The organism is Microbulbifer maximicatervae (SeqCode) (assembly GCF_052468295.1).
Genome location: NZ_CP174340.1, coordinates 462949 through 477564 on the forward strand (window position 1 = coordinate 462949; position 14616 = coordinate 477564).

Below are 14616 nucleotides of genomic sequence, written 5' to 3' on the forward strand. Positions count from 1 at the left end.
TTACAGAGAATCTTCCAGCACAGAGGGGCGTCACCTTTATCAGTGGGGCCTTCATGCAAGTAGACAGGGTTGGAATTACCCGGCTCATGAATAAACCCCGCCAAAGTGCTGCAAGCACCGCGCCCTCAATATCTAAAGCTTGAAATGGTTAAAGCCTTAAACAATTCGTGCCCTAAGCACGGCGCAGTAGCGCGCGCTTGCGCAGACAAAAAATGGCATAAACCACAAAGCACAGCCCATATAAGGCAGCCAGCCCATAAAAAACCTTTGAAGGTCCAAGACCATTAAACTGGATAGCAAAAAATAGCGGTATATAAAAAGCTCCGAAAGCACCCAAAGCCGTGCCCCAGGTCCAAAGAGAGCGCAATTGCAGTGGGGAAAAGCTGCCCAGCAGGCTGTGTACCAAGCCCCCGCTGGCGCCGCCGAGTGCGATAAACAAGAGCGCAATGCGCCATGTCATCGGGGCTAAGACCACCTCGGGAGACGCGGTAAAGGCAAATTTGATAAGGTTCCCGCTGGAAAATGCCATCCATCCCATAACAATGAGGCAGACGAGCGTAACCCAGCTGCCGCCGAAGCGCTTTGCCAGCCAGCCACCCAACGCGCGTGCCAGCAGTGCAGCTGGTAGCATCGGCAAGACATAAAACGCCGTATGAACCTCATAATTAGTTGAATGGCGAGGGAGCACATCGAAAAAATGCTTATACTCAAATAGTGCCATAAACAGCATTGCCGAGACGCTCAAAAGCCCGGTAAAACTGGCAAAAATAATCCCGTAAAGTGCCCCCATCAACCAGGCTTCACGGCTGACAGTGCCAGAACTCCCGCTATCGTAGGGTCTATATTGGCTGCGTCGCTTTACCACTAAACGCCAGACCGCGACGAAGTAGGGCCCTGCGATTAGCAGCCCAAGGGCCTGCATCCACCCGAAACTTAGTACTGGCCCCAATATAAAATCAGGATGCTTCACCTGCGCCTCAAGCCAGTGTAAGGGTGCCCGCAACCAGGCTGATAGGCCGCCTTCTTGCGCAACAAAAAAAATGCCCACCGAAAAGGCGAGTAGCAGCCCCAGCCACAGCAGTCCTACCATTTTAAAAAGAGCCCTAAACAGCCCAATTTTTTCTTGCCCCTCGGTAGTTTTAACAAAGCGGCCCGGTCCAAAGCACAGGTAGGCAAACAGGCAGTTCCCGTAAGCCGCCAGCAAAAGTCCCCACCACTCCACTCGATGGGTATAAAAGCGAATGCGGTAGAGGTAGATCGCGAGCGCAGCACACACCAGCAGGGCGAAGATCAGGGTATTGCGCCAACCAAATCGCTGTAAAAAATAGCTGCTGGGTAGCCACAATACCGCAGCCAGAAAGCCCACCTCAGCTAAATAGGCAAACTGAGAGACAAGCTCAAAACGATAATCGCGCGACAGCCCCTGCCGTGACATCTCGATCCAAATCAGCCATACCACCAGAGCGCCGAAGAATGCCGGTAAAGTGATCCAGAGACTGCGCCATACCCTTGGTTCGTCGGAGGTGGACGATGGATTCGGTGGCTGAACGTGCCCAGTGCCAGGAGATAAAGTTCGCGATTTGTTGACGACATCCATTATGTTTCACCAATACACTTTTTTGCATAGACACCTCGGGGCTCGATTTCGAGTCGAGGGCTTAGGAGAGTTCATGGGGATACTGCAACTGATTGATTTATAAATATCCTTGATTAGGCAACCCGTAAATGGGAGCTATCGTACCGAGTAGCACTGATCCTAAATAAAAGTTGAAAGCAGTATTATCAATAGGGCGGTTACAGAATCTTATAGAAATAGCTTCAAAGCCCGTAAGATATTTAGGCCGTCGAGCAATCTATGGCTGCCCAAGATTGCTCGATAGGGTAGATGCCCATGTCTGACAGGGAATCCTCCAAAACAGAGAGGCGTTACCTTTGTCAGTGGAGTCTTCACGCAGGTAGTCCGGGTTGGGGTTGTCCTGCTGGTGAGCAAACATTCGTTAATGTACAGCAGGCACCCGCCCCACCAATATTGAAAACCAAAGCGGTCAAAGCTTTAAGCAATTCGTGCCTAAGAGCGGCGTAGACAAAAAATGGCATAAACCACAAAGCACAGCCCATATAAAATAGCCAGGCCATACATAGCCCATGCGGGATCGTTGGCACTAAACTGTAGGGCAAATAACAGTGGCATATAAAAAGCACCGAAAGCACCCAAAGCCGTTCCCCAGGTCCAAAGAGAGCGTAATTGTAGTGGGGAAAAGGCGCCCAGCAGGCTGTGTACCAAGCCCCCGCTGGCGCCGCCGAGCGCCATAAATAAGAGGACCATACGCCACGTTAACGGCGACAAAACCACCTGGGGATTCTCGGCATCAAAGGCTACCTGGACAAGATTCCCGCCGGAAAAGGCTGCCCATCCCATTACAATGAGGCAGACGAGCGTAACCCAGCTGCCGCCGAAGCGCTTCGCCAGCCAGCCACCCAACGCGCGTGCCAGCAGTGCAGCTGGGAGCCCCAACAAGGCAATCAAAAAGATCGACAGACTATTAACTTCCGAATTCATCGCGTGGCCACGTCTGATGTCACCAAGGAAGTAATGTTGATACTCAAATAGCGCCTTAAATAGCATCGCCGAGACGCTCAAAAGCCCGGTAAAGCTGGCAAAAATAATCCCATAAAGTGCCCCCATCAACCAGGCTTCACGGCTGACAGTGTCAGACCTCCCGCTATCGTAGCGGCTATATTGGCTGCGTCCCTTTACCACTAAACGCCAGACCGCAACGAAGTAGGGCCCTGCGATTAGTAGCCCAAGGGCCTGAATCACCCCAAAACTGATTGCCGACTGCCGCCACTCAGCAGACTTCACCTGCGCCTCAAGCCAGTGTAAGGGTGCCCGCAACCAGTCAGTTAGGCCGCCTTCTTGCGCAAGAAAAATAATGCCCACCGAAAAGGCGAGTAGCAGCCCCAGCCACAGCAGTGCTCCCATTTTGTAAAGGGCCCAAAATAGCCCTATCTTTTTTTGCCCCACAGTGGTTTTAACAATGCGGCCCGGTCCAAAGCACAGATAGGCAAACAGGCAGTTCCCGTAAGCCGCCAGCAAAAGTCCCCACCACTCCAAGCGATGGGTATAAAAGCGAATGCGGTAGAGGTAGGTCGCGAGCGCACCACACACCAGCAGGGCGAAGATCAGGGTATTGCGCCAACCAAATCGCTGTAAAAAATAGCTGCTGGGTAGCCACAATACCGCAGCCAGGAAGCCCACATCAGCTAAATAGGCAAACTGATAGACAAGCTCAAAGCGATAATCGCCCGACAGCCCCTGCTGTGACATCAGGCTCCAAATCAGCCACACCACCAGGGCGCCGAAGAGTGCCGGTAAAGTTATCCAGAGACTGCGCCATACCCTTGGCTCGTCGGAGGCGGACGATGGTTTCTGGGGCTGAGCGTGGCCGGCGCCAGGAGATAAAGTTCGCGATTTGTTGACGACATCCATTACGTTTTACCAATACACTTTTTTGCATAGACACCTCGGGGCTCGATTTCGAGTCGAGGACTTAAGAGAGTTCAAGGGGGATACTGCTGGAGTCTTAGCAGGCGCTGGGGAATTTAAGCCGACAAGCTAATACATACAAGCTCTGCTTCCAGCCAAAAAGCCGTGGAAAAGCGCCTTTTACTCAGAGCCAGGCCCCGCCTGTATCTTTAGTTTCGCAAACTATTAAACATCAATAACCGAGTGCTTTATAAAGGTCCTTGATTAGGCAACCCGTAAATGGGAGCTATCGTACCGAGTAGCACTGATCCTAAATAAAAGTTGAAAGCAGTATTATCAATAGGGCGGTTACAGAAACTTATAGAAATATCTTCAAAGGCCGTAAGATATTTAGGCCGTCGAGCAATCTATGGCTGCCCAAGATTGCTCGATAGGGTAGGCGCCCAAGTATCACAGAGAATCCTCCAAAACAGAGAGGCGTTACCTTTGTCAGTGGAGTCTTCACGCAGGTAGTCCGGGTTGGGGTTGTCCTGCTGGTGAACAAACCTTCGCTAATGTACAGCAGGCACCCGCCTCACCAATATTGAAAACCAAAGCGGTCAAAGCTTTAAGCGATTCGCGCCCTAAGAGCGGTGCGATAGCGCGCGCTTGCGCAGACAATAAATGGCATAAACTACAAAGCACAGCCCATATAAGGCAGCCAGCCCATTGAAAATCCTTGCGGGATGATAGGCACTAAACGGCGTGGCAAATAATAGTGGCATGTAAAAAGCACCGAAAGCCCCTATAGCCATGCTCCAGGTACAAATAGAGCGGAATTGCAAAGGGGAGAAGGTGCCCAATAGACTGTGTACCAAGCCCCCACTAGCGCCGCCGAGCGCCATAGACAAGAGTGCAATGCGCAATGTCAGAGGCAGGATCAACTGGGTATCCTCGGTATAATAGAGCAGCTTGCAAAGGTTCCCGCCGGCATAAACCGCCCACCCCATTAACCCGAGACAGGCGAGCGTAATCCAGCTGCCGCCGAAACGCTTCGCCAGCCAGCCACCCAGCGCGCGGCCCACTAGTGCAGCCGGTAGCATCAGCAAGGCATTCCAAATAAAAGCTAGCTCCCCAACCTCAAAAATAATCCAATCGCCAGCGCTGGAATCGACCTCTAGGTATAGCGCCTGATACAGTATTCCCGAGACGCTCAAAAGCCCGATAAGGCTGCTAAAAATAATCCCGTATATTGTCCCTATCAACCAGGCTTCACGTCTGACCGTAATGGGCATCTCACTAATGTACGGCCGATATAAACGGCCTTTTTTTGCCAGTAAGCGCCAGACCACAATAAAATAGGGCCCAGCCAGTGGCAACGCAAGGGCCTGTACCCCCCTGAAGCTTAGTTCCGACTGCGACCACTCAGCAGACACCGCCTGCGCCTCAAGCTGATGCCAGGGGGCCTGTAGCCAGTGAGTTATACCGTCCGCATGTGCAAGAACAATTAGTACTGACAAGGCGACTAGTAGCCCCAGCCACAGCAGCGCCCCCATTTTAAAAAGAGCCCCAAACAGCCCGGTTTTTTCCTGCTCCACAGTATTTTTAACAAAGCGGCCCGGTCCAAAGCAAAGATAGACAAACAGGCAGTTCCCGTAAGTCGCCAACAAAAGCCCCAACCATTCCACGCGCTGGGTATAAATGCGCATGCGGTAGAGATAGATCGCGAGCGCACAACAGACCAGTAAGGCGAAGATCAGACTATTGCGCCAACCAAATCGCTGCACAAAAAAACTGCTGGACAGCCACAACACCCCCGTCAGAAAGCCCACCTCGGCCAAATAAGCCAGCTGATTGACGAGCGTTAAAGGGTAATCAGCATCCAGCCGTTGCCATGACATATCGTTCCAGGTCCACCACAGCATCAGGGCGCCGAGGATGGCCGGTAAAGTTATCCAGAGACTCCGCCATACCGCGGGTTCGCCGGGAGCGAATGATGGTTTTAGATTCGGAGCATTCCCGGTAGCGGGGGGTAAATCTCGCGGTTTATTGGCGATATCCATTACGTTCTTCCAATACACATTTTTTGCATAGACACCTCGGGGCCCGATATCGAGTCGAGGACTTAGGAGAGTTCAAGGGGGATACTGCTGGAGTCTTAGCAGGCGATGGGGAATTTAAGCGGACAGGCTAGTACATACAAGCCCTACACTCAGACAAAAAACCAGGGAAAAGCGCCGTTCACACTGAGCATTGGTTGTTTTTGGAGTTGCGTTACAGTTCTGTTCTCTGTTCTCTGTTCTCTGTTCTCTGTTCTCTGTTCTCTGTTCTCTGTTCTCTGTTCTCTGTTCTCTGTTCTCTGTTCTCTGTTCTCTGTTCTCTGTTCTCTGTTCTCTGTTCTCTGGGCTGGGGGCAAAGGGAATGGTACCCCAAGCCTGCATTATCAGAGGCTCCCTAGAACCCCCAAACTGGATTCAGGTACTGGACGAAAACAGTGCACCACCGCCTTTAAGGTAGCCACCTCCCAATCTATAGGTTTCCCAAATTGATTCCGTGTATATGAACCAGCACTTTGAAAATAACTATAAAGAGCTGATCGGTAGTTCCTTTATACAAAAAAATTGCCAAATATTTGGGATTAGACACACCACAGAGCTTAACTATTTTTAATAGTTAAAGATAAAAGTATCAATACTCCGGACAGTTTTAGAGGGCTTGAGCCCTGAACTTATTAGCTTTGAGCCGCGGAGAGGCTACTTTCCCGCAAGTCTAAGGTAGCCCAGAGCTGCCAATAAATACCTTATAGAGCTGCAGCCCCCGGAATTACTTGGCTAAAACTGTCCGAAGTATTGTAATTTGTTCTGGGGTTATTGTCTCATTGAAAGGAAAGCTTTCAGATTTTTCAATAAGTTTGGCAATTCTCTGAGAGAAGGTGGACATGCTAAAGCATGTGTTAATGACAGCAAATATCGTATTTAGTTTAATCGCATTTTTCACTGGCCGTTGATATCCAATGGATCTAATCGTATAGAGAAGGATATCTTGTTGCGATTAGGTTTGGCTGGAATTGGTGCCAATATGGCCTGTTCCTGAAAATGGCTTCTCGTTAAGAGAAGCTAAGCGAAATCCCTCCAATACTGGCAGGAGAGAATTCATTGCTCCTTCAGAGCTTGTTCGATCGTGCCAAATAAATGCTCGCCGAGTGTACTTTTCGTCCTAAATCAATAAGAGTGACGGCAAAATCAAAATTTGAGAAATTAGATTTTAATCTCTGTGGGCTGCGTGATACTTTATGCGCCACTATAGCTACATAGATATGATTGCTGTATTTATGTACAGTATTTAGCTGTATAAGGCAAGAGATGAATATTTCCCTAGAGGTTGTGCAAGAACTGGCCCCAGACCAGGCTTCTTTAAACGCAGCCAAAAAACTGTTGAAGCCGGCCAAATGGCCTTTGCGCGGTAAAGCGGCTTCTGTAAATTGTATATGGGGGCAATGCCAAGGATCGGGGGCCAATCCCTATTACACCATGGCAGATACAGTAGATCACGGTTACAAATGTACCTGCCCCTCACGTAAGTTTCCCTGCAAGCATGTTCTAGCCCTTCTGTGGCAATTCGCCGACGGCCCGGATGACTTTATTGAGGCTGAAACACCGGAGTGGGTAGTGGAGTGGTTGGGGCGGCGGCGTAAGAGTAAGCCTGAAGCCCAAGCTGAGACAAAAGTTTCTACCAATAAAAACATTCACGGTATTTCTGAGGAAACCTCGGAAAGTAAAGAGGAGCAAGAAAAAAAGGAAGCGGCCAGGGCTAAGCGGGCAGCGCAGACACGCGCTAAAACCAACAAGAGTATCGCCACTGGGCTAGGTGAATTCCAGCAGTGGGTTGAGGATCAATTGCGTACTGGCATGGTGGGATTTCTCAAGGAACTTCGCCAGCGCTGCCGCTATATCTCTGCGCGCTTAGTGGATGCCAAAGCTGCCGGCCTGGCATCCAGGGTTGATGAGCTTCCAGCCAAGGCCCTGGGGCTTGGACCACAGAAACAGGCGGAAGTGGTATTCAAGGAGCTGGGGCAATTAATGTTACTCAGCAGTGCTTGGCTAACCGATGAGGAAGATGTGGATGCTCGCAGAGCTATTGCCGTTGCCGAGAACCGTGACCAGGTCTTGGAAAACCCAGCCAGCCTCAGGCAAAGGGGCATTTGGCAGAATGTAGGAGAGAAAGTGAGCACCCGCCGCGATGGTTTGGTGAGCCACGCTTCCTGGTTGCTCAAGCTTGATAGTAATACCCCAGTATTTGCCCTGTTGTTGGATCACTATCCGGCTTCTGCGGGGCGCCGGGAGGTGGGAATTGGTATCGGCGCCAGTGTAGAAGGGGAGTTGGTTTTTTATCCCGGTCGCATGCCCCTGAGAGCTTTCCCTGTGGAGTTTAAAGTCGTGCAGGATGGTGTGAATCAGAGATGGCCAGCCCAGCAAGAGAGCGTGTTCTCCCACTACCAAAAGCAGCTGTCTCAGCAACCCTGGATAGAGCAGGTACCGCACCTTCTTGAAGGGGGGCGTCTACTGCGCTGTGCCAACGGCCATTACTGGTGGCGCTGCTCGAGTGGTCAGCAAACGCTACCGCTCAACAATGAACAGATTCCTTCTCTATTACTGGGTTCAAAATTACAGGCGGCGTTTATTTTGTGGGATGGAAGCAGTGCTGAACTGCACAGCGCGCGGACAGATGAGTGGGGGACAATCGCATGCTAACGCCTGAGAAAATCCAGGAAGAGCAGTTGTTGGTAGAGCGCCTACAGCAGCGTTGGATGGTGGGCAGTGATTTGCCCTTAGAGCTCGACGCCCTACCTGAGTCCTGGCGTCCATTGTTTGAAGGCCTGGAAGAGGAGCGCTTGGCATCAGCGGCGGTAGCGCTTCTCAGCCAGCATCAAAGCGCACTCTACCAGCCCCAGGCTCCAGCAGAATTACGCGAATTTCCCTTGTTGCCCGAGTTGAATAAGCCCGTGCTTCCCTACCCAATGCGGGCCCATTTTCGTCGTGTCACTGAAAGCGTTCAGTCCCGCTCTATGGAGCAAACCGGATTGCTCCTGAAGTTGCTGTTACAGCGGGGATTTATTGCCCATCCTGCGGACTGGCTTCCCTCAAGTAATGATGAAGGCTTGCCGGAAGTATATCTTCCCTGGTCACAATGGGCCGCGAATGAGCGGGGTAGTATTGATAATACTGAAGTGTTAACTGAGGAAAACTGGGATGATTGGTATCCTGCCAGTCGCCTGGCAAAGCTCAGGGAGTTGCGCTTCAGTAAACCCGCCGCCGCTTTAAATTTGATCCAGACCTGCGCCGGGCGTGAACCCGCTGATAAACGTTTAAGGATCGTGCGAGTTCTTGCTATCCGGCTGAGTGAGTCCGATGGGGAATATTTACAGTCCCTGCTTAAAGATCGTTCACAAAAGGTGGCGCGTCTTGCCAATCAGTATTTATCCCGATTGGGATTGTCATCGGAACTTGAATCCAATACTCAAGAAGAGTCTTCTGCGCAGGAATTGGCTGAGTTTTACGAATTAAAAAAAGTGGGCTTGGTAAAGAAGCAGTTGCAACTATTGCCCCGCAAGCTCAAGAGCAAAAAACAGCAAGCCATTCGCTCGGAATTTTTGCAGAAGGTATCTCTACAAAGCCTTGCGGAAGCACTGGGTATCACCGTGACTGACTTAGCTGGGGCTTGGCAGCTCGATAAAAATCGTGATTATGATAACCACAGTTTTGTTACCAATGCGGTAGATACTTTGCCAGATAAGGCTATTGCCCTGTTGGTCACAAATATTGAGAGCTACCTGGATACCGGTGAGGCCGGTATGTCTCTCCTGCACAGTTTATTGCCGCGCCTGGAACAGTCCCGCCGTGCCGAATTGATGTTTGGACTTTTGCGTAATAAAAAGGCCAAGGTTGATTTTCAGGGTCTACTCAAGTTTTTGCCCGAACCGTTAACGGAGCTTTCCTGGGATGATTTGAAAAAAACGTCACCCTGGAAGGCGCTGTTAAAGCTCGTAGTCGAGGAATTAAGTGAGAGTGGTTATTTGCAGTCTATTTATCTACAGAGGGAGTTGACTGCGTTGGGCTTGATGTTACCCAGAGAGACCGCTCGGCAGTTACTGGAAGCGCTTTTTGAGCAGGGCGTGCTACGGGCAGACCCCGCAACTGACTGTCTTCGATTTAATAGCGAGCTTGCCGGCGTGGATGGCCTTTAGTCCATACACACCCAACACAGATTTAATTTTAAGACCGATCGTTGCCCGGCAAAATTCATAAAATAAGCAGTGAATTTCCGGGCAGGTAAAACAAAAGGATTCCCCATGAGTGACGTACTTCGTCAACCCGCTGAAATTACCTATCAATCAGAACTGGATGCCTTAAAAGCAGAAGACACCGGAAAAAAACCAGAGAACTGGAGCCTGTCTCCGCAGGCAGTCGTGAAGTACTTGATGGGCGGCAAAACGGCTGAAGGTGCTGAGATCAGTGCAAAATATATCGGCAACCGCCGCTTGATTGAAACTGCTGTTGCCACCCTCGCCACCGATCGTGCACTGCTGTTACTCGGTGTGCCGGGTACGGCAAAGTCCTGGGTGTCTGAACACCTGTCTGCGGCGATCTGTGGCAACAGTACCCGTGTGATCCAGTGTACGGCGGGTACCGATGAAAACCAGATTCGATATGGCTGGAACTACGCTCAGCTGCTGGCAAAGGGCCCCAGCAAAGAAGCCCTGGTGCCAACGCCTTTATATCGCGCTATGGAGCAGGGTACTTTGTGTCGCTTGGAAGAGCTGACTCGTATGGGTTCTGATGTTCAGGATACATTGATTACCGTGTTGTCAGAGAAAATGCTGCCGATCCCCGAGTTGAATGATGCGGTTTATGCGCAGCGCGGTTTTAATGTAATTGCAACAGCCAATAACCGCGATAAGGGCGTTAATGAATTATCCTCCGCATTAAAACGTCGTTTCAATGTTGTGGTATTGCCGCTGCCCGATGATATGAATGAAGAGGTCAGCATTATTTCTCGCCGCGTGGCAGAAATGGGTGAGAGCCTGGAGTTGCCAGTGCCGGCAAATGCCGGCGAAGAGATCGAGAAAATAGTGACCATTTTCCGCGAGCTGCGCGGTGGTGAAACACTGGATGGAAAAATAACCCTGAAAACACCGTCCGGTAACTTGTCTACGGCTGAGGCAATTGCGGTAATGGTGGGTGGATTGAGCCAGGCGAACTGGTTTGGCGATGGTAAATTCAGTGCAGAAGAGCTTTCCAGTAATTTGGTGGGCGCCATTGTCAAAGATCCAGTGCAGGATAAAGCTGTATTGGAGGAGTATTTGGAAATGGTCCTGAAAAAGCGCCGAGGCTTTGCCGGTTATTACCACACCATGAACGAAGTACTGTAAGGGATATCCCGTGTCCAAGGTGGATTGTCATTATTTTGGTATTCGGCACCACGGGCCCGGTTCTGCGCGGCGACTTGTCGCCGCGTTGGATCAGCTGAAACCAAAAAAAGTATTGATAGAGGGCCCTGCTGATTGCAGTGAACTACTGCCTCTGCTGGCTAGCGCACAGATGCAGCCGCCGGTAGCGCTGCTTGGCTATGCCGCAGAGTCGCCCGGCTCCAGCCTTTACTACCCTTTTGTAGAATATTCTCCTGAGTACCAGGCCTGTTTATGGGCTGTACAGCAGGGAGTAGAAGTAAAATTCATTGATCTGCCCATTAATATCCAGTTGGCGCAGTTACTCCAATCTGATGCCCAGGGCCTTGAAGCGGAGCAAGACGGCGGAGAGTCTGATTCCCCCGCGGTGGCAGGCGAGTCAGAGCCACCATCTGATACTTCCGACCCTATCGGCCTTTTGGCGAAGCTGGCGGGCTATGAGGATGGTGAGGCCTGGTGGAATGACCTGATCGAGCAGAATAACGATGACAGTGCGGAGATATTTGCCCGGGTAGAGTCGGCGATGACCGTGCTGCGCGGAGAAATAACTGAAACCGCGCCGTTATCGCAAAGGGATTTACTGCGCGAAGCCTATATGCGCCTGGAAATTGCCAAAGAAAAGAAAGGGGTGGAAGGTGAGGTTGCTGTAGTCTGTGGGGCCTGGCACTTACCGGCATTTCGTGAAAAGCACACAGCAAAAGATGACCGCGCACTGATTAAACAGCTGCCGGCGAAATTGCCCAAGAGCAAAGTGAAAACCACCTGGATTCCCTGGACATCGCCGCGATTGGCGATGGCCTCCGGTTACGGGGCTGGGGTTGCTGCACCTATGTGGTATCAGCATATTTGGCGCGAGGGCACCGGCGAGCAGTGGCTGGAGCTTTGGTTTGGGCGGCTGGTGCGCGCATTGCGCGAAAGTGGACAAGTGGTCTCTACGGCTTCGGTTATTGAAGCCGTGCGTCTGAGTCGCAGTTTGGCAGCCGTTAGAAATCGTCCAGCTCCGGGGTTTGAAGAAATTATTGAAGCCGCTGTGGCTTGCCTCTGTTTTGGCGAGCGCCTTATTTGGCAACAGGTAGAAAGAGAGTTGCTACTGGGTGAACAAGTTGGCTCCATCCCCGAGGATGCCCCGCTGGTGCCCCTGCTGGAGGATCTACAGCGCTGGCAGAAAAAGACCAAGCTAAAGCCCACGGCTCTGGATAAAGAAGTTTCCCTGGATTTACGCAGTGATATCGGCCTGAATAAATCTACGTTACTGCACCGTCTTGCTGTGCTGGAAGTGCCTTGGGGTAAACCCTCCCATACCGGAAAAAGTCGCGGTACTTTTCGGGAAAACTGGGTGCTCAGCTGGCAGCCGGAGTATGCAGTTAAGTTGGTGGAAAACTTAGTTTACGGTTCCACCATTGAGCAAGCGGCTAACAATAAACTTATCGAGGCGATTACCGCTGAGAGTCATTTGGGCAAATTAGCAGAAGTGGTTTTGCTGTCCCTCGAATCTCAGTTGCACCGGGCTTCTGAAGCGGGGCTGAAGCGATTGGCCGAGAGAGCGGCTCTGGCCAGTGACGGTATCGAGCTTCTCGACAGCCTGCCGGCGTTAATCCAGGTTCAGCGCTATGGTACCGCGCGAGAATTAGCGTTGGAGCAAGTTGCCGGCCTGGTAGAACGATTAGCCATGCAATCTGCCTTGGCCCTGCCGTACGCCTGTCGCAATCTTAACGATGAAGAGTCCCTACGGCTGCGAAACAGTATTCACAGCGCTCACCAGGCACTGCAATTGGCAGAGTTGGGTGATGAAGTTATGGAGGACTGGTGGCAAGCCTTCGAGCAACTGGTAGATAGCTCTCTTTCCAGTTTGCAAGTTAGCGGCCTTTGTGCGCGTCTTTTGTATCAGGCCGAGAGAATTGATGGGCATCGGTTACAGCAATTACTGGAAAAATCACTGTCTCCAGCGGTAGCTGCCGCTGATGCAGCACGATTTTTCGAGGGCTTTTTTGCTGAAGCGGTTGAGCGTCTGCTGTACGACCCGGTATTGATGGGGGCAGTACAGCGCTGGTTGCTGCACCTGGACGAAGAAATATTTATCGAGTATTTGCCTTTGTTCCGACGCGTATTTTCCAGTCTCGATGCGATGGAGCGTCGGCGCATGATGGAGCTGGTACTCGGTGCCCGGTCTAACCACTCGGTATCCAAAGCCATTAATCCCGAAGTTTTGCCGTTGTGGTCAGAGCATCTATTGCGTATCGGCAAATTAATCCAGAAGGACAAGACATGGGCGCAGTAAACGAAGTGTCTGAAGAGCAACAACCCGATGAGATAACGGTCGATAAAGACCAGCAAAAGGAACGCCGTTGGCGTTTGGTGCTAGGGGCTGATGAAGGTGAGTCTGGGCTTTCTGAGCGGGATATGCGTTTGTCCCAAGCGTTAAGTGCGCTTTATGGCAGCGGAGACTCGGAGTCTGGTAAAAAAGGTCGAGGTGGTTTGTCTCGCTCGTCGCCACAAGTTTCCCGTTGGCTGGGTGATATCCGCGAGTTCTTTCCGACTTCGGTAGTACAAGTTGTCCAGCGTGATGCGTTTGAGCGCCTTGGCCTCAAGCAGATGCTCATGGAGCCCGAGTTTTTGTCGGCGATTGAAGCGGATGTTCACCTGGTCGCAGACTTGGTCAGTCTGCGTTCAGTGATGCCTGAAAAGACTATTGAGACTGCTCGCCAGGTCATCAAGAAAGTGGTCGACGAGCTGATGGAGCGCTTGGAGCGAAAGACCACAGAAGCGGTTAGGGGAGCTGTCAATAAATCAAAACGCAGTTTCAGGCCGCGCTTTGCTGATATCGACTGGCATAGAACCATCCAGCAAAACCTCAGGCACTACCAGCATGACTACCACACAGTGGTGCCTGAGAAGTTGATTGGCTTTATGCGACAAAGCCGCCGGCTTGCGGACCTGGATGAAGTCATTCTATGTGTCGATCAGTCCGGTTCCATGGCGACATCGGTGGTATACAGCTCAATCTTTGCAGCGGTAATGGCTTCAATACCGGCAGTGAAAACCAAACTGGTCTGCTTTGATACCGCAATTGTCGATCTCACTGAGGACTTGGAAGACCCGGTCAGCGTTTTGTTTGGCGTACAACTGGGAGGTGGCACAGACATTAACCAGGCGGTGGCTTATTGTGAGGATAAAATTGAGCGGCCTGGCAAGACACATTTAATCCTGATTACCGACCTGTATGAAGGGGGGAATGAAGAGGAGTTAAAAGCACGGGTTGCTAACCTTGTTCGCCAGGATGTAAATGTGATTACCTTACTGGCACTCAGTGATGATGGGCGTCCATCTTATGACCAGTCGCTGGCGGAAGAGTTTGCTGCGATAGGCTCTCCGGTTTTTGCCTGTACACCGGATCAATTCCCGGACCTGATGGCAACGGCGCTGCGTCGGGAAGACGTTCTTAACTGGGCTGCAGATCAGGATATCAAAGCCGTTCGGCCAAAAGCCTAAATTCTTATCCGCTAAATGATGGAGCAGGGGGCGACGCCTACTCCATCATTTGGTCATCTCTCTAACTCTCCTTTCTTTAATAAAATCTATAAATTCGTAGTCGTGTTGGCGCGTATTAAAAATAAAACCCAAACTAAATTCCTATTTTATTAGGAATAATTTCTCATGGCTCTTTCTTAGTGCTGGATCAAAATCT

Annotated in this window: 8 protein-coding genes; 5 read left to right on the forward strand and 3 right to left on the reverse strand. The window is 51.1% G+C overall.

The features are described from left to right. Nucleotides 1–172 precede the first annotated feature (172 nt). The 3 genes from ACJJIQ_RS02470 to ACJJIQ_RS02480 form a co-directional block, all read right to left on the reverse strand. On the reverse strand, nt 173–1597 hold the full coding sequence (locus tag ACJJIQ_RS02470; RefSeq protein WP_445363591.1) for an MFS transporter: 1425 nt from the start codon (nt 1595–1597) through the stop codon (nt 173–175). Between the two features lie 471 nt (nt 1598–2068). Then, nucleotides 2069–3490, reverse strand: coding sequence for an MFS transporter (locus ACJJIQ_RS02475; RefSeq protein WP_445363592.1), 1422 nt, complete (start codon nt 3488–3490; stop codon nt 2069–2071). A gap of 620 nt (nt 3491–4110) precedes the next feature. Next, the gene (locus ACJJIQ_RS02480; RefSeq protein WP_445363593.1) at nt 4111–5529 is read right to left on the reverse strand and encodes an MFS transporter; all 1419 of its coding nucleotides are present in this window, start codon (nt 5527–5529) and stop codon (nt 4111–4113) included. 1299 nt (nt 5530–6828) lie between these two features. Here ACJJIQ_RS02480 and ACJJIQ_RS02485 point away from each other — a divergent pair. The 5 genes from ACJJIQ_RS02485 to ACJJIQ_RS02505 all read left to right on the forward strand — a co-directional run bounded on the left by ACJJIQ_RS02485 (nt 6829) and on the right by ACJJIQ_RS02505 (nt 14420). Next, a complete protein-coding gene (locus ACJJIQ_RS02485; protein ID WP_445363594.1) occupies nt 6829–8217 on the forward strand; it encodes an SWIM zinc finger family protein in 1389 nt (462 codons plus the stop codon). Next, nucleotides 8211–9710: a DUF5691 domain-containing protein gene (locus ACJJIQ_RS02490; RefSeq protein ID WP_445363595.1), complete on the forward strand. Its 1500-nt coding sequence runs from the start codon at nt 8211–8213 to the stop codon at nt 9708–9710. The genes ACJJIQ_RS02485 and ACJJIQ_RS02490 overlap by 7 nt, the downstream gene beginning before the upstream one ends. Before the next feature lie 105 nt (nt 9711–9815). Continuing rightward, on the forward strand, nt 9816–10895 hold the full coding sequence (locus tag ACJJIQ_RS02495) for an ATP-binding protein (protein ID WP_445363596.1): 1080 nt from the start codon (nt 9816–9818) through the stop codon (nt 10893–10895). Nucleotides 10896–10905: 10 nt separating this feature from the next. Continuing rightward, a complete protein-coding gene (locus ACJJIQ_RS02500) occupies nt 10906–13209 on the forward strand; it encodes a DUF5682 family protein (RefSeq protein WP_445363597.1) in 2304 nt (767 codons plus the stop codon). Next, nucleotides 13197–14420: a VWA domain-containing protein gene (locus tag ACJJIQ_RS02505; protein ID WP_444912397.1), complete on the forward strand. Its 1224-nt coding sequence runs from the start codon at nt 13197–13199 to the stop codon at nt 14418–14420. The genes ACJJIQ_RS02500 and ACJJIQ_RS02505 overlap by 13 nt, the downstream gene beginning before the upstream one ends. The last annotated feature ends 196 nt before the right edge of the window (nt 14421–14616 follow it).

Coding starts and splice junctions, on each gene's coding strand:
- ACJJIQ_RS02470 (WP_445363591.1), bottom strand. CDS start 1,597: ATGGATGTCGTCAACAAATCGCGAACTTTATCTCCTGGCACTGGGCAC.
- ACJJIQ_RS02480 (WP_445363593.1), bottom strand. CDS start 5,529: ATGGATATCGCCAATAAACCGCGAGATTTACCCCCCGCTACCGGGAAT.
- ACJJIQ_RS02475 (WP_445363592.1), bottom strand. CDS start 3,490: ATGGATGTCGTCAACAAATCGCGAACTTTATCTCCTGGCGCCGGCCAC.
- ACJJIQ_RS02485 (WP_445363594.1), top strand. CDS start 6,829: ATGAATATTTCCCTAGAGGTTGTGCAAGAACTGGCCCCAGACCAGGCT.
- ACJJIQ_RS02495 (WP_445363596.1), top strand. CDS start 9,816: ATGAGTGACGTACTTCGTCAACCCGCTGAAATTACCTATCAATCAGAA.
- ACJJIQ_RS02505 (WP_444912397.1), top strand. CDS start 13,197: ATGGGCGCAGTAAACGAAGTGTCTGAAGAGCAACAACCCGATGAGATA.
- ACJJIQ_RS02490 (WP_445363595.1), top strand. CDS start 8,211: ATGCTAACGCCTGAGAAAATCCAGGAAGAGCAGTTGTTGGTAGAGCGC.